Raw genomic sequence first — 18,807 nt, 5'->3', positions numbered from 1 at the left:
GTGAGATCAATAGCTTTAATAATAGGTTACTCTCTAGTTATTTTATCTAGCTGCAATTCTTTTGCTCAGAATAAAGAAAATACACAATGGATAAGTTTTGAGCAGTTAGAAGATTCTTTAAAAGTTAAACCCAAAAAAGTTTTTATAGATTTTTATGCAGATTGGTGCATGCCATGCATTAGAATGCAAAAGGAAGTGTTTACCAATCCAGCAATTGTCTCTAAATTAAGTAAAGAATATTATGCCGTCCAGATGAATGTAGAAACTACAGACACTATTTTCTTCGGAAATCAGATGTTTGTGAACGAAAGAGCTAATAGAAGAAATCCAATACATCAAATTCCTCAACTTATGGCAAGGCAAAAGAACAAGCCTTTTTCTTTACCTGCAATTGTAATTATGGATGAAAAATTTGAAGCAACAGCGCGCTATTTTCAATATTTGAATACCGAACAACTTTTAAAGATCTTATCCAATTGATCTGCTATTAGCTTCGAAATTTAGAATATAAAATAGGTGCATAAAAAATTTTACAAGAAGCCTTAAATGATGGTTAAATAAGTAATCAACAGTGAGTTATTTAAGTAATTTTGATCATTATTATAACACTTTTATTTGTCTCATCTTATAATAAAAAATGTATTTTTTTTACCATTGAAATTAGAAATAAATTCAAAACTAGTGATATTTAACTAGGATTTGCAAGGAATATAGTTATCGAAATACCATGAGCTCAGAATCATTAAGTGAGGTTCATTCTTCAGTAAAAACAGACAAAAAAGGATGGCGTAAAATTCTTTCTTTCTTGGGTCCGGCATATTTGGTTGCTGTAGGGTATATGGATCCTGGCAACTGGGCAACAGATATAGCTGGAGGCTCGCAGTTTGGGTATAAGCTTATTTGGGTGCTTCTAATGTCTAATCTTATTGCACTTTTACTTCAATCTTTAAGCGCAAGATTAGGTATTGTTAAAGGACTTGATCTCGCTCAGGCTTCAAAAGAAGCATACCCCAGATGGGCAAATATTCCGCTATACATTCTTGCTGAAATTGCTATTGCTGCTTGTGATCTTGCAGAAATTGTAGGAATGGCCATCGGATTAAACCTACTATTTGGACTCCCTTTAATATGGGGAATTAGCTTAACCGCACTAGATACCATATTATTGCTTTTTCTTCTCCGTAGAGGGATGAGAACTATGGAAATGTTCATCATTAGTCTTGTATTTATAATTGGGATCTCCTTTGTTGTAGAAATGTTTATAACAGGCCCTGTGTACGGTGATGTTGTGAAAGGTTTAGTTCCCTCTAAACTTACAGGAGATGCCCTATATATAGCCATTAGAATTATTGGAGCTACCGTAATGCCGCATAATTTATACCTCCATTCTTCTCTGGTGCAAACGCGTAAGATTGAGCGTTCTTTTAAAGGCATCACAAAGGCTATTAAATATAATTTTATAGATACGATAATTGCTTTGAATTTAGCATTTTTTGTTAACGCTGCTATTCTGGTATTGGCAGGAGCTGCCTTTTACGTTCATGGTTATTATAATGTTGCAGAGATTCAGGATGCTTCAAAATTATTAGAAAACCTTTTTGGAGGTATTGCCCCTACATTCTTTGCAATTGCACTAATTGCTGCAGGGCAAAGCTCCACCATTACAGGTACTTTAGCTGGGCAGATAGTTATGGAAGGGCATTTAGACCTAAGAATTCAACCTTGGTTGAGAAGATTGATCACCCGCCTTTTAGCCATTATACCCGCTTTGTTCACCATACTATATTTTGGAGAAAACGCTCTAGGAAGCCTACTAGTTTTAAGTCAGGTAGTTTTAAGTTTGCAATTGGGTTTTGCCGTGATCCCACTCATTCATTTTAATTCTAACAGAAAAATGATGAAAGAATTCACCATTAAATTATGGGTGAAAATTTTAGCGTGGCTTAGCGCAGCGATCATCGTATATCTGAATATTACTTTGGTGATTGATGAAATTTCCGCATGGATAGCAATAGCTTCAGGAACCTCTAAGCTTTTGATCTATTTAACTATAATTCCTATTGCAGTGGCTTGCCTATTTTTATTGATGTATATATTAGTGCAGCCCCTTCTTAAGAAAAGTTATTTAGAAGATAACGTAGAATTTAAAGAGGAAGCTCCAGTCTTCATGGAAGGAGCGCCATCAAATTATAAAAATATAGGCATTACCATAGATTTTTCTGTAAATGATGAGCGGGTGATACAAACTGCTCTTGAGCAAGGAGGAAAATCTTGTAGTTTTACACTTATTCATATTGTTGAAAGTGCGGCAGCAAGATACCTTGGAAAAAGCGCTATGGATAACGAAACTAGAGAAGATACTGCCAGTTTAGAAAAATACTCGAATAGACTTCAAGAATTAGGATATTCTGCAACCTATCAAATAGGTTTTGGAAATGCAGCTTTAGAAATTTCCAAGATCGTTACATCCCAGAAAGTAGACTTTTTAGTAATGGGATCTCATGGACATAACGGAATTCAAGATCTAATTTTTGGTACTACCCTGGAATCTGTAAGACATGAAGTACACATTCCAATATTAATAGTGAATGAGAAAAAATAGCTCCTTTAAAATTCTAGCTTAGTATATTACAATGATGGCGAAAGTTTAAAATCCTCTCTCTTTTTGAATCTTTTCATAGGCTTCCTGAACTTTTCTGAATTTTTCTTCAGCTCCTTTTCTATAGGCTTCATCCATATGTTGTAGTTTATCCGGATGATATTTTTTGGCCATAGATCTATATGCTTTTTTTACATCTGCTTCAGATGCAGATTTATCCACTTCCAAGATCTTATAGGCATCATCTGCAGATTTAAAGAACATTGCCTTGATACTTTCAAACTCTCTAGGATTCAAATTTAAGTATCTTGCTATTTCAGCTATTTTATACAACTCTTGTTCAGAAACGTTACCATCTGCCTTTGCAATGCTAAATAGAAAATGAAGAATCTGAAGTCTTACCTCATACCTCGTTCTTGCCTGCAAATAGCTACATATTCTTTGTGCAGAAATCTCTCTATTCTTTATAACTTCATTAAAAGTTCTAAAAGTAGCATTAGCTCTTTCTTTTCCATAAGCCTGTACAAAATAACTTCTCACATAGTCTAACTCTTGCTGTGAAACGTTGCCATCTGCTTTTATAACTATAGAAGCTAATGAGAGGAGATTAAGTTCAAAATCTCCGGGAGAAACATCATTTCTTCCGGTATTAAAAACCATTTTAGGGCTATTGCCAGAACCCATCATATTGTCTAGTAAGGTTCCTATGATCAATCCAAGTATTAAACCGGGAAATCTATAAAAGGTAACGCCTAATAAGGCTAAGATTATTTTAAACATTAAAATCTGTAATTTTTAAAGGGCAAAGATACTATTTTGAGCCACTTAGTTAGAATAGAACTATAAACTAATTTCTCTACACTATAAACTGTACCTATTAGTTTATAAGGATTTGAGATAAGCTCAGGTAAAGTTAATTCTGTATCTTTGTACACTATTAATGTTTAATAAAAAACTCTATATATGTATCCAGCAGAATTAGTGAAACCTATGAGAGAGGATCTTACTAACGTAGGTTTTCAAGAATTACATACCGAAGCAGAAGTAGAAGCAGCAATGGCAAAGAATGGTACTACCTTGGTAGTTGTAAATTCTGTGTGTGGATGTGCGGCAGCTAATGCACGTCCGGGAGCAAGAATTTCTCTTCAGAACGGAAAAACACCAGATAATTTAGTAACTGTATTTGCAGGAGTAGATCGTGAAGCTACAGATAAAGCACGTAGTATGATGCTACCATTTCCTCCTTCTTCTCCATCTATGGCTCTTTTTAAAGACGGAGAATTGGTTCATATGCTAGAACGTCATCATATTGAAGGACGTCCAGCAGAAATGATCGCAGAAAATCTTACCGCAGCTTATAATGAGTTTTGCTAAGACTATAAAATAAATTACCAAGCCGATCTTCACAGGTCGGCTTTTTTTATTTCCGGAATTTTAAAAGTGCTTTTGATAATGGATGACGCAGATTTCATGTAAAAATGTATTTTTGCAAAGATCAAATTGTAAGATGAAAAAAATACTTGCTTATCCACTTTCGGTAATTTTTTACTTTTTTTTCTTTTTAACCTTACTTGTATTCCATGCAATACAATGGGTAAGTTTAAAAATTGGAGGTTATCATGCTCATAAAAAGTCTGTTGATATATTTAATCTGGCTATTATGAGATGCCTAAATCTAATTGGCACCAGATTTACAGTAGATAATCCATATGATCTACCGATAGACAGATCTTGTATCTTTGTGGCCAACCATCAGGGAATGTTTGATATACCGCCCATTATATGGTTTTTTAGAAAACAACATCCTAAATTCATTAGCAAAAAAGAATTAGGTAAAGGAATCCCAGGAATATCATTCAACTTGAGACATGGTGGTTCTGCACTTATAGACCGAAAGAATCCTAAAGAAGCTATTTTAACAATTTCTAAATTTGCAGCTAGTTTAAATAAAACAAAACGCTCTGCGGTTATCTTTCCGGAAGGAACCAGAAGTAGAACCGGAATCCCGAAGAAATTTGCTGTAAGCGGACTTCAGGTAATGTTTAGAAAAATGCCGGATGCTTTAGTAGTGCCTATAACAATCAATAATTCCTGGAAACTTTTTCAATACGGAAACTTTCCTTTAGGCATAGGAGTTCATATGACATTAAAAGTTCATAAACCTCTACCTGTAAATAATACAGAACCTGAAGTTTTTATAGCTAATTTAGAACGCACCATTACGGCGGATATCAATTAAGATAGACCCTTTCTTTCTCAAAAAACTCCCATTAAATTTTCTATTATGAATACAGCTTTGATCATTTCTAATACTATAGAATTCGTGAAGTCTACCCTAAAAAATGCAGAAGGTGGGCACGATTGGTTTCATATTGAAAGAGTTTACAAGAATGCAAAATTAATTGCTAAGGGCGAAAAAGCAGATGATCTTATAGTAACTTTAGGTGCTTTGTTGCATGATATAGCCGACTCAAAATTTCATAATGGTGATGAAACCGTGGGTCCAAAAATAGCAAAAGAATTTCTAAGAAATCAAGATGTTTCTGAAGAGATCATAGCGCATGTAGTTAAAATAATAGAAAACATATCGTTTAAAGGCGGTAAGGAGGCTCAGAAATTCAAATCTCCTGAATTAGATATCGTACAGGACGCAGATAGATTAGACGCCTTAGGAGCTATAGGAATAGCCAGAGCATTTAATTATGGAGGCTTTAAAGGTAGAGCACTTTATGATCCTGATATAGAAGCCGATCTAAATATGACCAAAGAGCAATACAAATCTTCTACTGCTCCAACCATCAATCATTTTTATGAGAAGTTACTTCTTCTTAAAGACAGAATGAATACTACCACTGGAAAGAAAATAGCTACTGAACGCCATCAGTATATGTTAGGATTTCTGGAACAGTTCTATGCAGAATGGAACGGAAAATTATAAATAAAAAAAAGCCCTGATCTCTATTTCTTTAGAATCAGGGCTTTTTTTTGATCTTTACAATAAGCTCATTTAGAACCATGCACTCCATGGTATTCTGGAAAGCACACAAAGTAGTGCCAAAGTATAAAATATGGCTAGCATTTTAAATTTAGGTTTCGATGTAAGTTTAGACTTGTGCTTAGAATAACCTATAGTTACAAATACTACGGCCAATATCATAAAAGTTGGATGCTCTATATTATACAATCTTAGAACAGGATCTTCCATAACACCTTTCATCCCAACTTCACTAAACATCTTAAAATATGGCGTTGTAAAATAAAGCACCAAACCAATTAATAGTTGAATATGAGTAGTTATTAAAGTAAACAAAGAGATCCTAAAATTGTTGGCAGCATATTCTTTATTACTTACATAGCCTATAATTGCACTAACAGAGGCAATAATTAACATGATTACTACTAGATACGCCCAGTAAGAGTGTATAAATTGAACTGTTTGATACATAAAATTAATTTTAGGTAAATATAGTTTTTTTCAATAAAAAATCGCCCCGGTTTCCCGAGGCGATTCTAAAATATACTTGTTATTCTAAATTCTTAGAATTTATAGCTAACTGAAGCATTCCAAGTTCTACCCCATCCAAAGAAAACATTATTTCTAGTGTTCACTCCATCGTAAGCAGTATCTGAATCTCTTGCTCCAACAGCGATGTTCGTGTTAGACTCTGAAATGTAGATGTTATCTGTTACGTTATTCACGTTTACTCTAAAAGATAGTCTGTTATCTCCAAGGTCTAATCCGTAAGAAGCACCTAGATCTAATAAACCATAAGAAGGTAATTTGAATACATCAAAGTTAGCATTATCTAATGCATCTGTAGCATCGTAACTAGCGTATAAGTTATCTGCATATCTGTATGTAGCATCAACTTTTAAGTTATCAATAATAGTATAATCTGCACCAAGACTAGCAGTAAATTGAGCTGCGTTTCCAACTTTAACTCCATCTAAGTTAAGAACACCTTGCTCTGCACCTACAATTGGGTTTTGGTTATCGTCAAAATAGTTAGCTTCTACGTCATCTTTATATTCCCAGTCTCCAACAGAAACCATTGCATTCCATTTGAATTTGTTTCCAACTCTACCGTAGAAGTCAAATTCTATACCTTGGTGTACTTGAGTAATACCTTGTAAGTTTGCAGTTCCTCTAACTTCTTCTGGAGTATCTTCAAAGAAAGTAGTAGAGGCAGTATCAAATCTATCTGCCCATGAAGTTCTGTAAAGGTTTACGTTAGCATTGAAGAATTGAGAACGGAATCCGTATCCTAATTCAACACCAAAAACCTGCTCATTCTTAAGATCATCATTAAGTGCATTACTGTTACCAGGGTAAACAGCATCAAATAAAGGTTGCTTAGAATAGTATCCAATGTTTCCGAAAACGTTGTGGTTTTCATCTATGTTGAAGTTAAGACCCCCTTTAATATTTCCTCCAATAATGTTTTCCCAATCAGTTTCTTGATTTGCTGGAGTTTCATTAAAGTAATCTACTCTTTTAAATCCTTGATTAGATACAGATCCTTGAACGAATGCAGAGATTGCATCTTTAGAATATTCTAATTGACCAAATACTCCAGCCCATCTTACAAGACCTTCATTATGGTAGTCAATTTTTTCTTCATCATCTATACTCTTAAATACGTTTAAAGTATTTCCAATTGTTGGATCGTAAGTTTCAGTTAAGAATCTGTTTGGATTGTTATCATCTGCTTGAGATACATAAACATCTCCACCCATTAGGTCTACAATTCTTCTGTAGTGAAATCCTTTATAAGATCTAAGATCTGCTCCAAAGTCTAATGTTAAGTTCTCATTTAATTCTGTTTCGAAGTTAGAGATAACACCAAACCAGTTGTGAGAGTTTACAGAAGAACGTTGTGTCATTCCATTTTCAGCGCTACGGTCACCGTTACCAGTGTTTACATATTGACCTTGATATTGACCTTCACCAGAGTATACCGCTCTTGAAGTTGGCTGACCCTCTCTAGTTGCGAAAGATGGAACAGATTGTCCAGAGTTCCAAGCAAAGATATCATCTATAGGAAGTAATCCATCGTTAGTTAATGGCAAAGCAAAAGATTGGTTTCCGTTAATTCTACCAATAGAACCTATTGAACCACCACGACCGAAAGATGCGTAAGCAGAAGTAGATAATTTAGATTTATCTGAAATTTTATATTCCCAGTTTAAAGAAGCTACCGGTTTGTGGTAGAAGTTTCCAGAGAAAGTAAATTCATCACCATTTCTATATCCAAAATCTGGATTGTATTTTTCATTTGGCTCACCATCGTTACCATATTTAAGGTAGCTAGACAAAGGAGTAAAGAAACCTCTTTGGTTGTGTTGTTGTGGTGCACCTGTTAACATGAAGTTGAATTCATGATTGTCATTAGCTTTGTAACCTACACCTATAAAGTAGTTGTAACCTTCAAATTCTGTCCCGTTTACATAACCATCACCAGAAGTACGGCTTAAAAGGAAAGATCCAGACCATCCACTGTCATTTAATCCAGTGTTGTAAGAAGCAGTAGATTTTAAGTAACCATCGTTACCAAAACTTTGCTTTACCATTCCACCTTCTGCTTTATCTGCAGATCTTGTAACTACGTTAATTGTACCCCCAACAGAAGATACTGCCAATTTAGAAGAACCTAAACCACGTTGTACTTGAATAGCAGTAGCAACATCACTTAATCCAGCCCAGTTACTCCAGTAAACAGCACCATTTTCCATATCATTAACAGGAATACCGTTAATCATAACAGCAGAGTTTTGAGTGTCGAATCCACGAATTGTGATACGTGAATCTCCAAAACCACCACCTTGTTTAGTAGCATATACAGAAGGAGTAGTAGCTAAGATCTCAGGGAATTCCTGGTTTCCTAATTTTTCTTGAATTTGTTCAGCTCTAATTGTAGATACGGCAACCGGAGTTTGACGATCTTTAGCTAAATCTGCAATTCCTGTAACAATAACCTCAGAAAGCGCATTTGCATCGGCATCAACACCAATTCTTCCAAGTTTTTGAGTTTGTCCGTTAGAAACATTAAACGGTACAGATTTCTTTGCGAAACCAATAAAACTGATTTCTAAAGTACCAGAAGCCTTATCTACATTGATAGAGAAATTTCCATCAAAATCTGTAGTTGTTCCGGTATTAGTGCCCTTTACCATGATAGTTGCGCCCGGTAACGGAGCATTCATTTCGGAATCAATCACCGTTCCAGTAACAGTTCCTTGAGCAAAAATTGTAGCAGTTGTTAAAAACAACGCTAATGCTAATAATTTCCTCATGCTTTAAATTGTTTGTTTGTGTTTATAATTCACGGCAAAAGAAGTCAATTAACTGATACCCTACTTTAACGTAATGTTAAGAATTCAGTATTTAACATCTTTATTCAAACAAACATAACAAATTATCGCAAGTAATTGATGGTGTGGCACTTAAAGCTATTAACTCGTTATTAACAATATGATAATAATTAATTTAAGTAATGTTTTAAGAGTGTTCTTGTAGAATTATCGTGTTCTAAGACGTCAGATTTTTCAATTTCTTGTAAAATACTGGATGCTAATTGCTTCCCTAACTCAACGCCCCATTGATCATAACTAAAGATATTCCAAATTACACCTTGAACAAAGATCTTATGTTCATACATAGCCACTAATTTTCCTAAGCTTTTAGGCGTTAGTTGGTCTATTAAAATAGAAGTTGAAGGTTTATTACCCTCAAATATTTTAAAAGGTTTCAATTTGGTAGATACCTCCTTCGCAATTCCTCTTTCATCAAATTCTGCTTGAACTTCTTCTGAAGTTTTCCCCATCAATAATGCTTCTGTCTGAGCAAAATAATTTGCCATTAGCTTATTTTGATGATCATCATCTCCAAATAAAGACTTTTTGAATCCAATAAAATCTGCCGGAATTAATTTGGTTCCTTGGTGAATTAGTTGAAAGAATGCATGCTGAGAATTAGTTCCCGGTTCTCCCCAGATTATATTTCCAGTTTGATAATTTACAACATCACCATTTCTATCTACACTTTTACCATTGCTTTCCATAATTGCCTGTTGCAAATATGATGGCAGTTTTTGAAGATATTGCGTATAAGGAATTACCGCTTCACTTTCTGCTTTAAAAAAGTTATTATACCAAATACTTAGCATTGCTAATTGTACCGGTATATTATTTTCAAATTCCTCATTTTTAAAATGCATATCCATTTCATAAGCCCCATCTAGCAATTCTTGATATTGATCATACCCTACTGCAAGACTAATAGACAAACCTACAGCACCCCATAAAGAGAATCTTCCTCCAACCCAATCCCAAAGTGGGAACACATTTTCTGGAGCTATTCCAAATTCTGTAACTCTTTCTAAATTGGTAGAAACAGCTACAAAATGTTTAGAAACCTCTTCTGCAGGGGCATGTTTTTTAAACCAATTTCTTGCAGTATTAGCATTACTTAAAGTCTCCTGAGTAGTAAAGGTTTTCGAAACCACTAAAAATAGCGTAGTTTCTGGATTAAGATCTTTTAAAGTTTGATGAACGTGATCTCCATCTACATTAGAAATATAATGCACCTCTAAATGATTCTTATAGAATTTTAAAGATTCTGTGATCATTACCGGACCCAGGTCTGATCCTCCAATCCCAATATTTACAACATCTGTAAAAGCTTTCCCTGTAAAACCTTTTTTAGAACCACTAATAACCTCTGCAGAGAATTGCTTCATCTTCAATTTTGCTGAAGCTACCTCTTTCATTACATTTTCTCCATCTACACGCACCACATCCTCTTCTTTGGCTCTTAAAGCCGTATGCAGCACAGGCCTATTTTCAGTCTCATTTATAGCATCTCCGCGAAAATAAGATTGTATTGCATTCTTAAGATCACATTCGCGAGCTAAAGAATTGAGACTTTCTAGAATTTCTTTATTTATCCTATTCTTACTAAAATCTACATAAAAATCTTCCCATTCAATTTTAAATTCCTGAGCTCTATTAGGATCATTTGCAAACATCTGCTTCATTTCCTGAGATCTAATTTTCTCGAACTGAGATTTTAACGTAGACCAGGCCTCTGTTTGAGTTGGATTTATATTTTTCATGCTCTTATTATATTTTTTTGAACGGAATCTTATCAATGTCTTTTCTTACAGGCGCTATAGAGGCAAAATAATCTTCTCTTAGATTATCTGCAATAGGCTCTGCATTCGGTAAATTTTGTCTGAATGGATCTACCTGTTTTCCTCGTACCCAAAATCTGTAGCAAACATGAGGCCCGGTTGCCAGTCCTGTGCTACCTACAAAACCAATAACATCTCCTTGACGCACTCTCTGCCCTACTTTTACATTTCTCTTCGTCATGTGTAAATACTGGGTAGTGTAGGTGTCATTATGTTTCACTTTAACATAATTTCCATTTCCCGAAGTATATCCTGAAGCGATCACTGTTCCAGAAGCCGTAGTCCAAATTGGAGTTCCGCGAGGAGCTGCATAATCTGTTCCCAAATGAGCTTTCCATCGTTGTTGAACTGGGTGAAATCTTCTTCCACTATACCTGGAAGAGATCCTACTAAAGTTTAAAGGAGCTTTTAGGAAGAAGCTTTCTAACGGACGTGCTTCTTCATCATAAAAATCAGTTTCTCCAGATTCTGGATCTACTTTATAGCTAAAAGCATAATATGGTTTTTTCTGATGTACAAAAACAGCACCTTCAATATTCTCAATTCCGGCGTAAATAGTATCGTTTATATACTTTTCATTATAAACCATTTTAAACTGATCTCCTTTTTGAAGTTTCCAAAAATCTATACTCCACTGGTAGATACTGCTTAGCTCGTGAGATAGAACTACACTTAGCCCCTGACTTTCCATAGCTTCAGAAAGACTGCTAACAATAACTCCAGAAACCGTTTTTCTCTTAACAGAAACAGGCTTTTGAGCTTTATATGCTGCTATGTTCTCTCCAATATTTACAACAGTATATTCAATTCTATCATCTTCATAGATAAAGAACTCTGGAGTGCTTATAGAGTCTTTAGCTTTTAAGATAACATATGGCTTTCCTACTACAAGTCTTCTAGGATCAAAATTATCTTCTATTCCATTGGTGATATCGTAAACTTTAGAAACACTAACACCATGGGTTCCTAAAATCCCCCCAAAATTATCTCCAGATCTTATGGTATCTCTTACAACCTCGTAATCATTAAGCGTAAATCCATACTCCTTTTCTATGGGAACTTTCTTAACCTTAGGTTTTACTTCACTTATGTCTTTATTTTCAACCACATCATTGCATGAAATACATGCTAACGCCAACAATAATAAATAACTTACTTTCTTCAATTTTAATTCTATTTTTCTGTATTAAACAAGTGCGTAACCCATTGTTTTCCCCAGTCATCAAATTCTTCTTGAGACCAAAGATTAGGGAAAAAACTATTTTTTTGAAAACTTGGAGGTAGAAATTCCTTCCAGTTTGTGCCGCCAGTTGCAGCTATTGTCTTTTTATCTTTATTTAAATATCTATGTGCCGCTCCCATGTGCATTAGAAGCCAGTTAATATTCACGTTGGTATCAAAAGTACGCAACGCTTCAATTAATTCTTTATTATTTTTTTCAATTTCAGGTAGATCCAAGTACTTATGATACATGGTCTTCTCTTTTACAGAATTCGCTATCCTTAAGAATCTAGGCGTATATCTTAATTCAAATTGCTTTAGCGTAAGTGTTTTTTCACCCGTAGATAGATCTATGCCTCCTTTTTTCCAATAAATATTCTCAAAAAGATCTTCGATACTATTTTCTGTTGAAAAATTAGCACGTTCTTTAAAAGGAACCAGATGTTCTATTGGAGTAGCGTATAATTCTATCATCCTAAAACCAGCAGATTGAAAACCGCTTGCTGGCAGTAAAGCCATTCTAAATTTTAAAAATTGCTCTCTATCCATACCTTTGATCATTACATCAAAAGAATTAATGAGAATTCTCATATACCTATTAAGCCTATTCATCTTTTCTAAGAATACATCAGCAGTTAGAAGATCGTTCTCAATGATCTGCTTTTGCTCATGTATCATCAGTTTAAAATAAAGCTCTGTGATTTGATGATAGGTAATAAATATTTCCTCATCTGGAAAGTGAGTTTTTGGCGCCTGAAGACTAAGTAAGGTATCTAGATGGATATAGTCCCAATAGGTAAGGTAACGATCATAAAGAAGCCCATCTAAGTAAGACCCCATGTCTTGTCCTGAATTTTTGAACTTTTCTTCTAGTAATAATATTCGTTCTGCAATCTCGGGCTTGATGGTGTTCATGTATTAATCCATTATTATTTGAATAGGATGCTTTACTCCTTTAAAAGCCTCTAAATCTGCATCTAAAGATCCTACTGCAAGGTCTGCCTGTATTTTAACCGGCATCTTATTTTTATCTGCACTTACCCAGAAAGTAAGACTTTCCTTCTCTTTGAAGACTCTCCCGGCCATTACATAAGGCCTGAATTTTAAAGTGGCAATTTTACCAAATTTTGTCTTTATAACCTCTCTTCCTAAAAACTTTATTTTAAAATTGTGGTTTTCTTTATCGAAGAACATATTTAAATTAAGCTCATCTCCTTCATTCAACTTCATATCGTTGAGCTCATTTCTCATATAATAGAAAGAAGAAATAAGGTCATGAACCTCATTCTCGGTAGTGTAGGTAGTATTGGTATTATGCTTCCTGTCTAAAACGTATGCTTTATTCTGTTTCTGATCAAAATCTATTTGAACATCTTTAGTGTAGCCACCTTCATCTATTTTTCTTACAAATCTATAAGGCAAGCTAGATCTTCTGTCAATATAAGTTTCATAATCATCATCTACTTTAAAGAAAAGATGCATTAAACCCGTAGATTTTCCTCTTCCCACAACATGATAAACTTTTTTCTTATCTAATACTTCGTCTTTAACTTCCAACGTAGCATAACTAGCATTAAAAGGACCATAATGAATTCTAAACTTAAACCATTCTCCCGCTTGAAAAGCGTTTTGAGAAAAAATGCTTAGGGGAAGTAAAAGCAGTAAAAGACTAACAAATGTAATTCTCTTGCACATAGATTGACAATTTAATAAATATCTGATATCATGATACTTGTTACGGGTTAAGAATTACAATTTCTATTCCAAATGTATTAAAAGAAAAAACCCCATCAAATTAATGATGGGGTTTTGTCTTATTAACCAACTAAAACTTAAATTATGAAAAAAAATTAATACATTTTGGTAACCACTCCAGAAATGCGGTGCAAAAGTCTGCAACTTGTACATTAAAAACAACACATTCTGAAGGTTTAACGTTAAATTTATCTACATAATTAATTTTTCACAATTTAAATAGTAATTGTTTATGAATTTAATAATTATTACAGTGTACCTCGCAACTGTTGCTCTCTTTCAATAGACTCAAATAGGGCTTTAAAGTTCCCTGCACCAAAGCCTTTCGCTCCCATTCGCTGAATGATCTCAAAAAACAAGGTTGGTCTGTCCTCTACTGGCTTGGTGAAGATTTGCAATAAATACCCTTCTTCATCTGCATCGATCATTATTCCTAACTTTTTTAAGGCTTCAATATCTTCACCCAATTCATGTTCAAAAGCTTTTAATCTATCTGGCACAGCATGATAATAATCATCAGGAGGAATAGATAAGAATTCAACTCCTCTGCTTCTTAGATCGGATACTGTAGTTAAAATATCGTCAGTTGCAATTGCAATATGTTGCACTCCCGGACCTTCATAAAAATCTAAATATTCTTCAATTTGAGATTTTTTCTTCCCTTCCGCAGGTTCATTTATAGGAAATTTAATTCTTCCGTTTCCGTTACTCATCACCTTACTCATTAGGGCAGAATACTCTGTATGAATTTGTTTGTCATCAAAAGATAGGAAATTCACAAAGCCCATAACATCTTCATACCATTTTACCCACGTATTCATCTCATTCCATCCTACATTCCCTACCATATGGTCTATATATTTTAACCCTACTGGTTCTGGATTATAATCTGACTCCCAGTTTACATAGCCCGGTAAAAAAGTTCCACTAAAATTTTTACGTTCTATGAACATATGTACAGTTTCGCCATAGGTGTAAATCCCAGCTTTTACGATCTCGCCATTCTCATCTTTATCTACCGTTGGCTCTAAATAAGACTTAGCACCGCGCTTAGTAGTTTCTTCATAAGCAGATCTTGCGTCTTCTACCCAAAGAGCCACAACTTTTACACCATCGCCATGCTTTACTATATGATCATTAACTTCATGTTTAGAATTTAATGGTGAAGTTAGCACTAGCCTAATCTTATCTTGTTTTAAAACATAAGAAACGGTATCTCTACTCCCAGTTTCTAATCCTTTATACGCTAATGACTGAAAGCCGAATGCAGTTTTATAAAAATGGGCCGCTTGTTTGGCGTTTCCAACATATAATTCTACATAATCTGTTCCCAAAAGTGGCAAGAAATCTTGCGCTCCTTCAAATATCTTCTCTAATCCGTAATTTACTGATTCTATCTTTTTACTCATTGTTTTAATTTTTGAATTCATTCAACCTCTTTGTTTGCAATCTGGGGCATCTAATTTACCACATCGCTCTAGCTTGAACTGAAATGTTCTCCTTCTTATCCATCAATTAATGATCTAACCACGATTGATAATAGGTTTCATCTGCAATTTTCATCGCATCTTCGGTAAGCATTAATGGTTTAAAAGTGTCTACCATAACCGCCAACTCTTCTGTTTCGGTTTGTCCAATACTTCTCTCTACTGCTCCCGGGTGTGGTCCATGAGGAATTCCTGCAGGGTGCAATGAAATATGTCCTGCTTCTATATCATTTCTACTCATAAAATCTCCATCTACATAATACAATACCTCATCACTATCAATATTACTATGACTGTATGGAGCCGGAATAGATTCTGGATGATAATCATACTTACGCGGACAGAAACTACAAACTACAAACGCATCGGTTTCAAAAGTTTGATGTACCGGTGGCGGCTGATGTATTCTTCCCGTAATAGGTTCGAAATCGTGGATAGAAAAGGCATAAGGATAATTATAACCATCATATCCAATCACATCAAAAGGATGGGTTGCATAGATCATGTCAAAAATTTCTCCCTGCTTTTTAACTTTGATCAAAAAATCTCCTTTTTCATCATTCGTTTCTAATTCATATGGTTGCCTAAGATCTCTCTCACAAAATGGAGAGTGCTCTAAAAGCTGTCCAAACCAGTTTCTATATCTTTTTGGAGTATATATAGGTCTTCTAGATTCAACAATGAACAATCTATTATTCTCATCATCAAAATCCATTTTATAGATTGTTCCTCGAGGTATTAGCAAATAGTCTCCATATTTAAAGTCCAGATTCCCGAGATGAGTTCTTAATTTACCACTTCCCTTATGAATAAAGATCAATTCATCTGAATCTGTATTCTTATAAAAATAGTCTTGAGCAGCTCCCTGAGGTGAGGCTAGTGCTATATCTACATCACTATTAGTAAGTACAACTTTTCTACTTTCTAAAAAATCTGGGTGTGGTATAATTTGAAATCCTCGTAAACGATAAGATTTTATATTATTTTCTGAAGCGATCTTGGGCTTTACACTGTAACTCCCCTTTATTTCTTTTACCTGTGTGGGCCTATGTTCATGATAAGAATTGGAAGACATTCCGTCAAACCCAATTGTTCCAAACAGCTGCTCGTAATACAAGCTACCATCTGGTTTTTTAAAAACCGTGTGCCGCTTGTGAGGTATTTTTCCTAACTTATGATAAAATGGCATGAGATTCAGAATTTTAAATTAAAACTTTATAATTTCCCATTAATATTGAATTAACCTGAATTTTAAAGTCGATTATCACAAATATCGCTATTTTTTAGATAATTGTTCTTAAAGTAAGATTAAATATGAATGCAGACTTCTCTAGAACCAAAATCCCAAACTAAAGTACCACTGACTGTCTTTTACTTCTGGAGAATAAGAATATTTAGCACTTACCGGCCCTAGAAATGTTTCTAAACTATAGCCTAAGGCATAACCTGTATAATCTGGAGCAGATAACCAGTTTCCTGAGGTGTATAACTGATCTTCTACATTTGCGAAATTTGCACTCGCAATAATGTGGTTCTTATTAAAGATCTCGTAATCTAATTCTACCATTCCTTTAATATAACTATCCCCGGAGATGGTAAGAAAATCATATCCATAGAAGGGTATAATATTGTTCACAAAATTATTTCCGTATCCTCCCAAAAGAAAATCCAGACTACTAACATCGTCATCTCCAATCTTAAACCCTGTTTCTGTAGATAAGCGAGTGGTAAATCCATTAAAAGGAGTTACCGCATAGCCTATAGAACCTCTAGCTATAGAGAATTCTGAAAAATTATTATTGAAGTCTGATGAAAATAAATAAACATGAAAATCACCATCAAAACACACCCCTTTGGTAGGAAAATATTTATTATCATAGCTATCCAATTTTAAATAGGCGAAGGTGCTGTAATAATTGCTTTTTTCAAAAGTGTACGAAGAGTTGGAATCTTCAAGATCCTGAAGTGTTTCTGAAGTGATCTTTAAAAACTTCTGCTCTAATCCCATTCCAAAAGAAAATTTCTGCTGAAAAAGGGTTTCGATATAAAATTGATTGGTATAATCCTGATATTCCACTTCAACTTTATTGATCCCTATCCCCTGAAAACCATCATTATCCTCAGTAAGATCTACATACACCCCCTTATTAAAAAGGTTATATCTAGACTTTACTCCTACGCTCCAATAATATCCTTTATCTATATAATATTGGAAATTATACCTGAAATTATCACCCAGAATAACATCTAATGAAGCAACATCATTAGTGAAAATTGTACTCTTTCTGGTAAGATTAAAGAGCGCTCCACTTTTATAGAGATTATCATAATGCAGGCCCAATCTCAAAAAGGTCTTATTCTTACTCTCTTCTAATTGCATTGCCAACGTATAGGAAGTATCGTTAGGAATAAGGCTATAATTAATTCTATTGAAGTTTCCTGTGGCTGCAAGGTTATTAACACCAGAACTAAGATCTTCTAAGGTGTAATTAGAAAAATATTTCAATCTTAATTTCCCCAGAATATAAGCTCTAGGATAACTGTTATTACCTTCTATAGTTAAAGAATTTAGACTGATCGTTTTGGAGGCCTGCACCTTTGAGATGGTATTATTCTTAAAGCCTTGAAGTTTCGCTATCTTTTCCAATTCAGCATATTGGGATAATGCTGCTACTTTTCCAGAGTCTATAATAGCTGCACCTTTATCAAAAGAAAGTATACCAAAAGGAGTAATGTCTGGTTTTATATACACATCTGTAAGCGCTTTCTTCTCCTTCATGTCTTTAATTGTGCGGAAATTACTCACCTGAGAAAGTATATCGAACACACTTTTAAGTTGTTCTCTATCTACCAAACTATCTTGTACATCTATCCCTATTATAATATCTGCACCTCTTTTTCTAAGTTCCTCCACCGGATAATTATTTGCTACCCCTCCATCTGTTAACAAGCGCCCATTGATCTTAACAGGACTAAATATAGAAGGAATGGCTCCACTTGCAGAAACCGCTTTTGGCAAAGAACCCTTTTCAAGTACAACCTGATCTCCCGTTTCTATATCTGCAGCGATACACAGAAAAGGAATGGGCATTTTACTAAAATCCTGAACATTTCCCAGATGCATGGTAAGTCTGGAGATCAAATTATAGATATTTTGGCCTTTAGAAAGGCCCGAGGGAAATGCTATTTTAAATTTATCGAATGGCAGGGTTAGCGCATACTTTTCGGTATCCTCTTTTTCATAAAATGTTTTTGCACTGCGAGGCACCTCATCCTGAATAAGAATATTGAAATTGATCTCATGAAAAATAGAATCTAATTGATGTGAAGAATATCCGGAAGCGTATAACGCGCCAATGATAGCTCCCATACTACTTCCGCCAATGTAGTCTATCTTAACACCGGCATCTTCTATTACTTTTAACGCCCCAATGTGTGCCAATCCTTTTGCACCACCACCACTTAACACCAATCCTACTTTAGGACCTTCCTTCTCCTGACCGTACCCAAAAACGGTAACTAATAAAAGCAGGATAAGAAGAATTTTTTTCAT

At 34.6% G+C, this 18,807-nt stretch carries 15 protein-coding genes; 5 read left to right on the top strand and 10 right to left on the bottom strand.

The features are described from left to right. Together P163_RS02855 and P163_RS02850 are read left to right on the top strand one after the other, a co-directional pair. Entirely contained in the window at positions 1 to 480 is a 480-nt protein-coding gene (locus P163_RS02855) for a thioredoxin family protein (RefSeq protein WP_034887413.1), read from the top strand. A 247-nt stretch (positions 481 to 727) separates the two neighbouring features. Continuing rightward, a complete protein-coding gene (locus P163_RS02850) occupies positions 728 to 2,602 on the top strand; it encodes an Nramp family divalent metal transporter (protein ID WP_034887410.1) in 1,875 nt (624 codons plus the stop codon). Between the two features lie 45 nt (positions 2,603 to 2,647). Here P163_RS02850 and P163_RS02845 read toward each other — a convergent pair whose 3' ends face one another. Beyond that, positions 2,648 to 3,379, bottom strand: a complete 732-nt coding sequence (locus P163_RS02845) for a TerB family tellurite resistance protein (RefSeq protein ID WP_034887408.1) — start codon at positions 3,377 to 3,379, stop codon at positions 2,648 to 2,650. 183 nt (positions 3,380 to 3,562) lie between these two features. On the opposite strand from P163_RS02845, the gene P163_RS02840 reads away from it, so the two are divergent. The 3 genes from P163_RS02840 (at position 3,563) to P163_RS02830 (ending at position 5,537) form a co-directional block, all read left to right on the top strand. Next, entirely contained in the window at positions 3,563 to 3,973 is a 411-nt protein-coding gene (locus tag P163_RS02840; RefSeq protein WP_034887406.1) for a BrxA/BrxB family bacilliredoxin, read from the top strand. A gap of 133 nt (positions 3,974 to 4,106) precedes the next feature. Beyond that, complete coding sequence (locus P163_RS02835) at positions 4,107 to 4,838, top strand: lysophospholipid acyltransferase family protein (RefSeq protein WP_034887403.1); 732 nt, start codon at positions 4,107 to 4,109, stop codon at positions 4,836 to 4,838. 45 nt (positions 4,839 to 4,883) lie between these two features. Then, complete coding sequence (locus P163_RS02830) at positions 4,884 to 5,537, top strand: HD domain-containing protein (RefSeq protein ID WP_034887400.1); 654 nt, start codon at positions 4,884 to 4,886, stop codon at positions 5,535 to 5,537. 69 nt (positions 5,538 to 5,606) lie between these two features. Here the strand turns inward: P163_RS02830 and P163_RS02825 are convergent, their stop codons facing one another. The 9 genes from P163_RS02825 to P163_RS02785 form a co-directional block, all read right to left on the bottom strand. Next, complete coding sequence (locus P163_RS02825) at positions 5,607 to 6,044, bottom strand: hypothetical protein (protein ID WP_034887398.1); 438 nt, start codon at positions 6,042 to 6,044, stop codon at positions 5,607 to 5,609. Between the two features lie 92 nt (positions 6,045 to 6,136). Then, a complete protein-coding gene (locus P163_RS02820; RefSeq protein ID WP_034887395.1) occupies positions 6,137 to 8,893 on the bottom strand; it encodes a TonB-dependent receptor in 2,757 nt (918 codons plus the stop codon). 188 nt (positions 8,894 to 9,081) lie between these two features. Next, entirely contained in the window at positions 9,082 to 10,713 is a 1,632-nt protein-coding gene (pgi, locus tag P163_RS02815; protein ID WP_034887763.1) for a glucose-6-phosphate isomerase, read from the bottom strand. A 7-nt stretch (positions 10,714 to 10,720) separates the two neighbouring features. Next, a complete protein-coding gene (locus P163_RS02810; RefSeq protein ID WP_051931044.1) occupies positions 10,721 to 11,956 on the bottom strand; it encodes a M23 family metallopeptidase in 1,236 nt (411 codons plus the stop codon). Positions 11,957 to 11,964: 8 nt separating this feature from the next. Next, positions 11,965 to 12,927 carry a tryptophan 2,3-dioxygenase family protein gene (locus P163_RS02805; protein WP_034887390.1) on the bottom strand — a complete coding sequence of 321 codons (963 nt, stop codon included), beginning with the start codon at positions 12,925 to 12,927 and terminating at the stop codon, positions 11,965 to 11,967. 3 nt (positions 12,928 to 12,930) lie between these two features. After that, positions 12,931 to 13,707, bottom strand: coding sequence for a DUF3108 domain-containing protein (locus tag P163_RS02800; RefSeq protein ID WP_034887388.1), 777 nt, complete (start codon positions 13,705 to 13,707; stop codon positions 12,931 to 12,933). 308 nt (positions 13,708 to 14,015) lie between these two features. Next, on the bottom strand, positions 14,016 to 15,176 hold the full coding sequence (hppD, locus tag P163_RS02795; protein ID WP_034887760.1) for a 4-hydroxyphenylpyruvate dioxygenase: 1,161 nt from the start codon (positions 15,174 to 15,176) through the stop codon (positions 14,016 to 14,018). Between the two features lie 106 nt (positions 15,177 to 15,282). Then, positions 15,283 to 16,443, bottom strand: a complete 1,161-nt coding sequence (locus tag P163_RS02790) for a homogentisate 1,2-dioxygenase (RefSeq protein ID WP_034887385.1) — start codon at positions 16,441 to 16,443, stop codon at positions 15,283 to 15,285. 141 nt (positions 16,444 to 16,584) lie between these two features. After that, on the bottom strand, positions 16,585 to 18,807 hold the full coding sequence (locus P163_RS02785; protein ID WP_034887383.1) for a patatin-like phospholipase family protein: 2,223 nt from the start codon (positions 18,805 to 18,807) through the stop codon (positions 16,585 to 16,587).

Source organism: Gillisia sp. Hel_I_29 (assembly GCF_000744275.1).
In the GTDB taxonomy this organism is placed as follows: Bacteria; Bacteroidota; Bacteroidia; order Flavobacteriales; family Flavobacteriaceae; genus Gillisia.
The sequence above is the reverse complement of the archived record's forward strand: the minus strand, read 5'-3'. Positions and strand labels throughout refer to the sequence as shown.

Excerpts from the sequence above, each read along its gene's own strand:
- P163_RS02850 (WP_034887410.1), top strand. The coding sequence starts at position 728 with ATGAGCTCAGAATCATTAAGTGAGGTTCATTCTTCAGTAAAAACAGAC.
- P163_RS02845 (WP_034887408.1), bottom strand. The coding sequence starts at position 3,379 with ATGTTTAAAATAATCTTAGCCTTATTAGGCGTTACCTTTTATAGATTT.
- P163_RS02840 (WP_034887406.1), top strand. The coding sequence starts at position 3,563 with ATGTATCCAGCAGAATTAGTGAAACCTATGAGAGAGGATCTTACTAAC.
- P163_RS02835 (WP_034887403.1), top strand. The coding sequence starts at position 4,107 with ATGAAAAAAATACTTGCTTATCCACTTTCGGTAATTTTTTACTTTTTT.
- P163_RS02830 (WP_034887400.1), top strand. The coding sequence starts at position 4,884 with ATGAATACAGCTTTGATCATTTCTAATACTATAGAATTCGTGAAGTCT.
- P163_RS02825 (WP_034887398.1), bottom strand. The coding sequence starts at position 6,044 with ATGTATCAAACAGTTCAATTTATACACTCTTACTGGGCGTATCTAGTA.
- P163_RS02820 (WP_034887395.1), bottom strand. The coding sequence starts at position 8,893 with ATGAGGAAATTATTAGCATTAGCGTTGTTTTTAACAACTGCTACAATT.
- pgi (WP_034887763.1), bottom strand. The coding sequence starts at position 10,713 with ATGAAAAATATAAATCCAACTCAAACAGAGGCCTGGTCTACGTTAAAA.
- P163_RS02805 (WP_034887390.1), bottom strand. The coding sequence starts at position 12,927 with ATGAACACCATCAAGCCCGAGATTGCAGAACGAATATTATTACTAGAA.
- P163_RS02800 (WP_034887388.1), bottom strand. The coding sequence starts at position 13,707 with ATGTGCAAGAGAATTACATTTGTTAGTCTTTTACTGCTTTTACTTCCC.
- hppD (WP_034887760.1), bottom strand. The coding sequence starts at position 15,176 with ATGAGTAAAAAGATAGAATCAGTAAATTACGGATTAGAGAAGATATTT.
- P163_RS02790 (WP_034887385.1), bottom strand. The coding sequence starts at position 16,443 with ATGCCATTTTATCATAAGTTAGGAAAAATACCTCACAAGCGGCACACG.
- P163_RS02785 (WP_034887383.1), bottom strand. The coding sequence starts at position 18,807 with ATGAAAAAAATTCTTCTTATCCTGCTTTTATTAGTTACCGTTTTTGGG.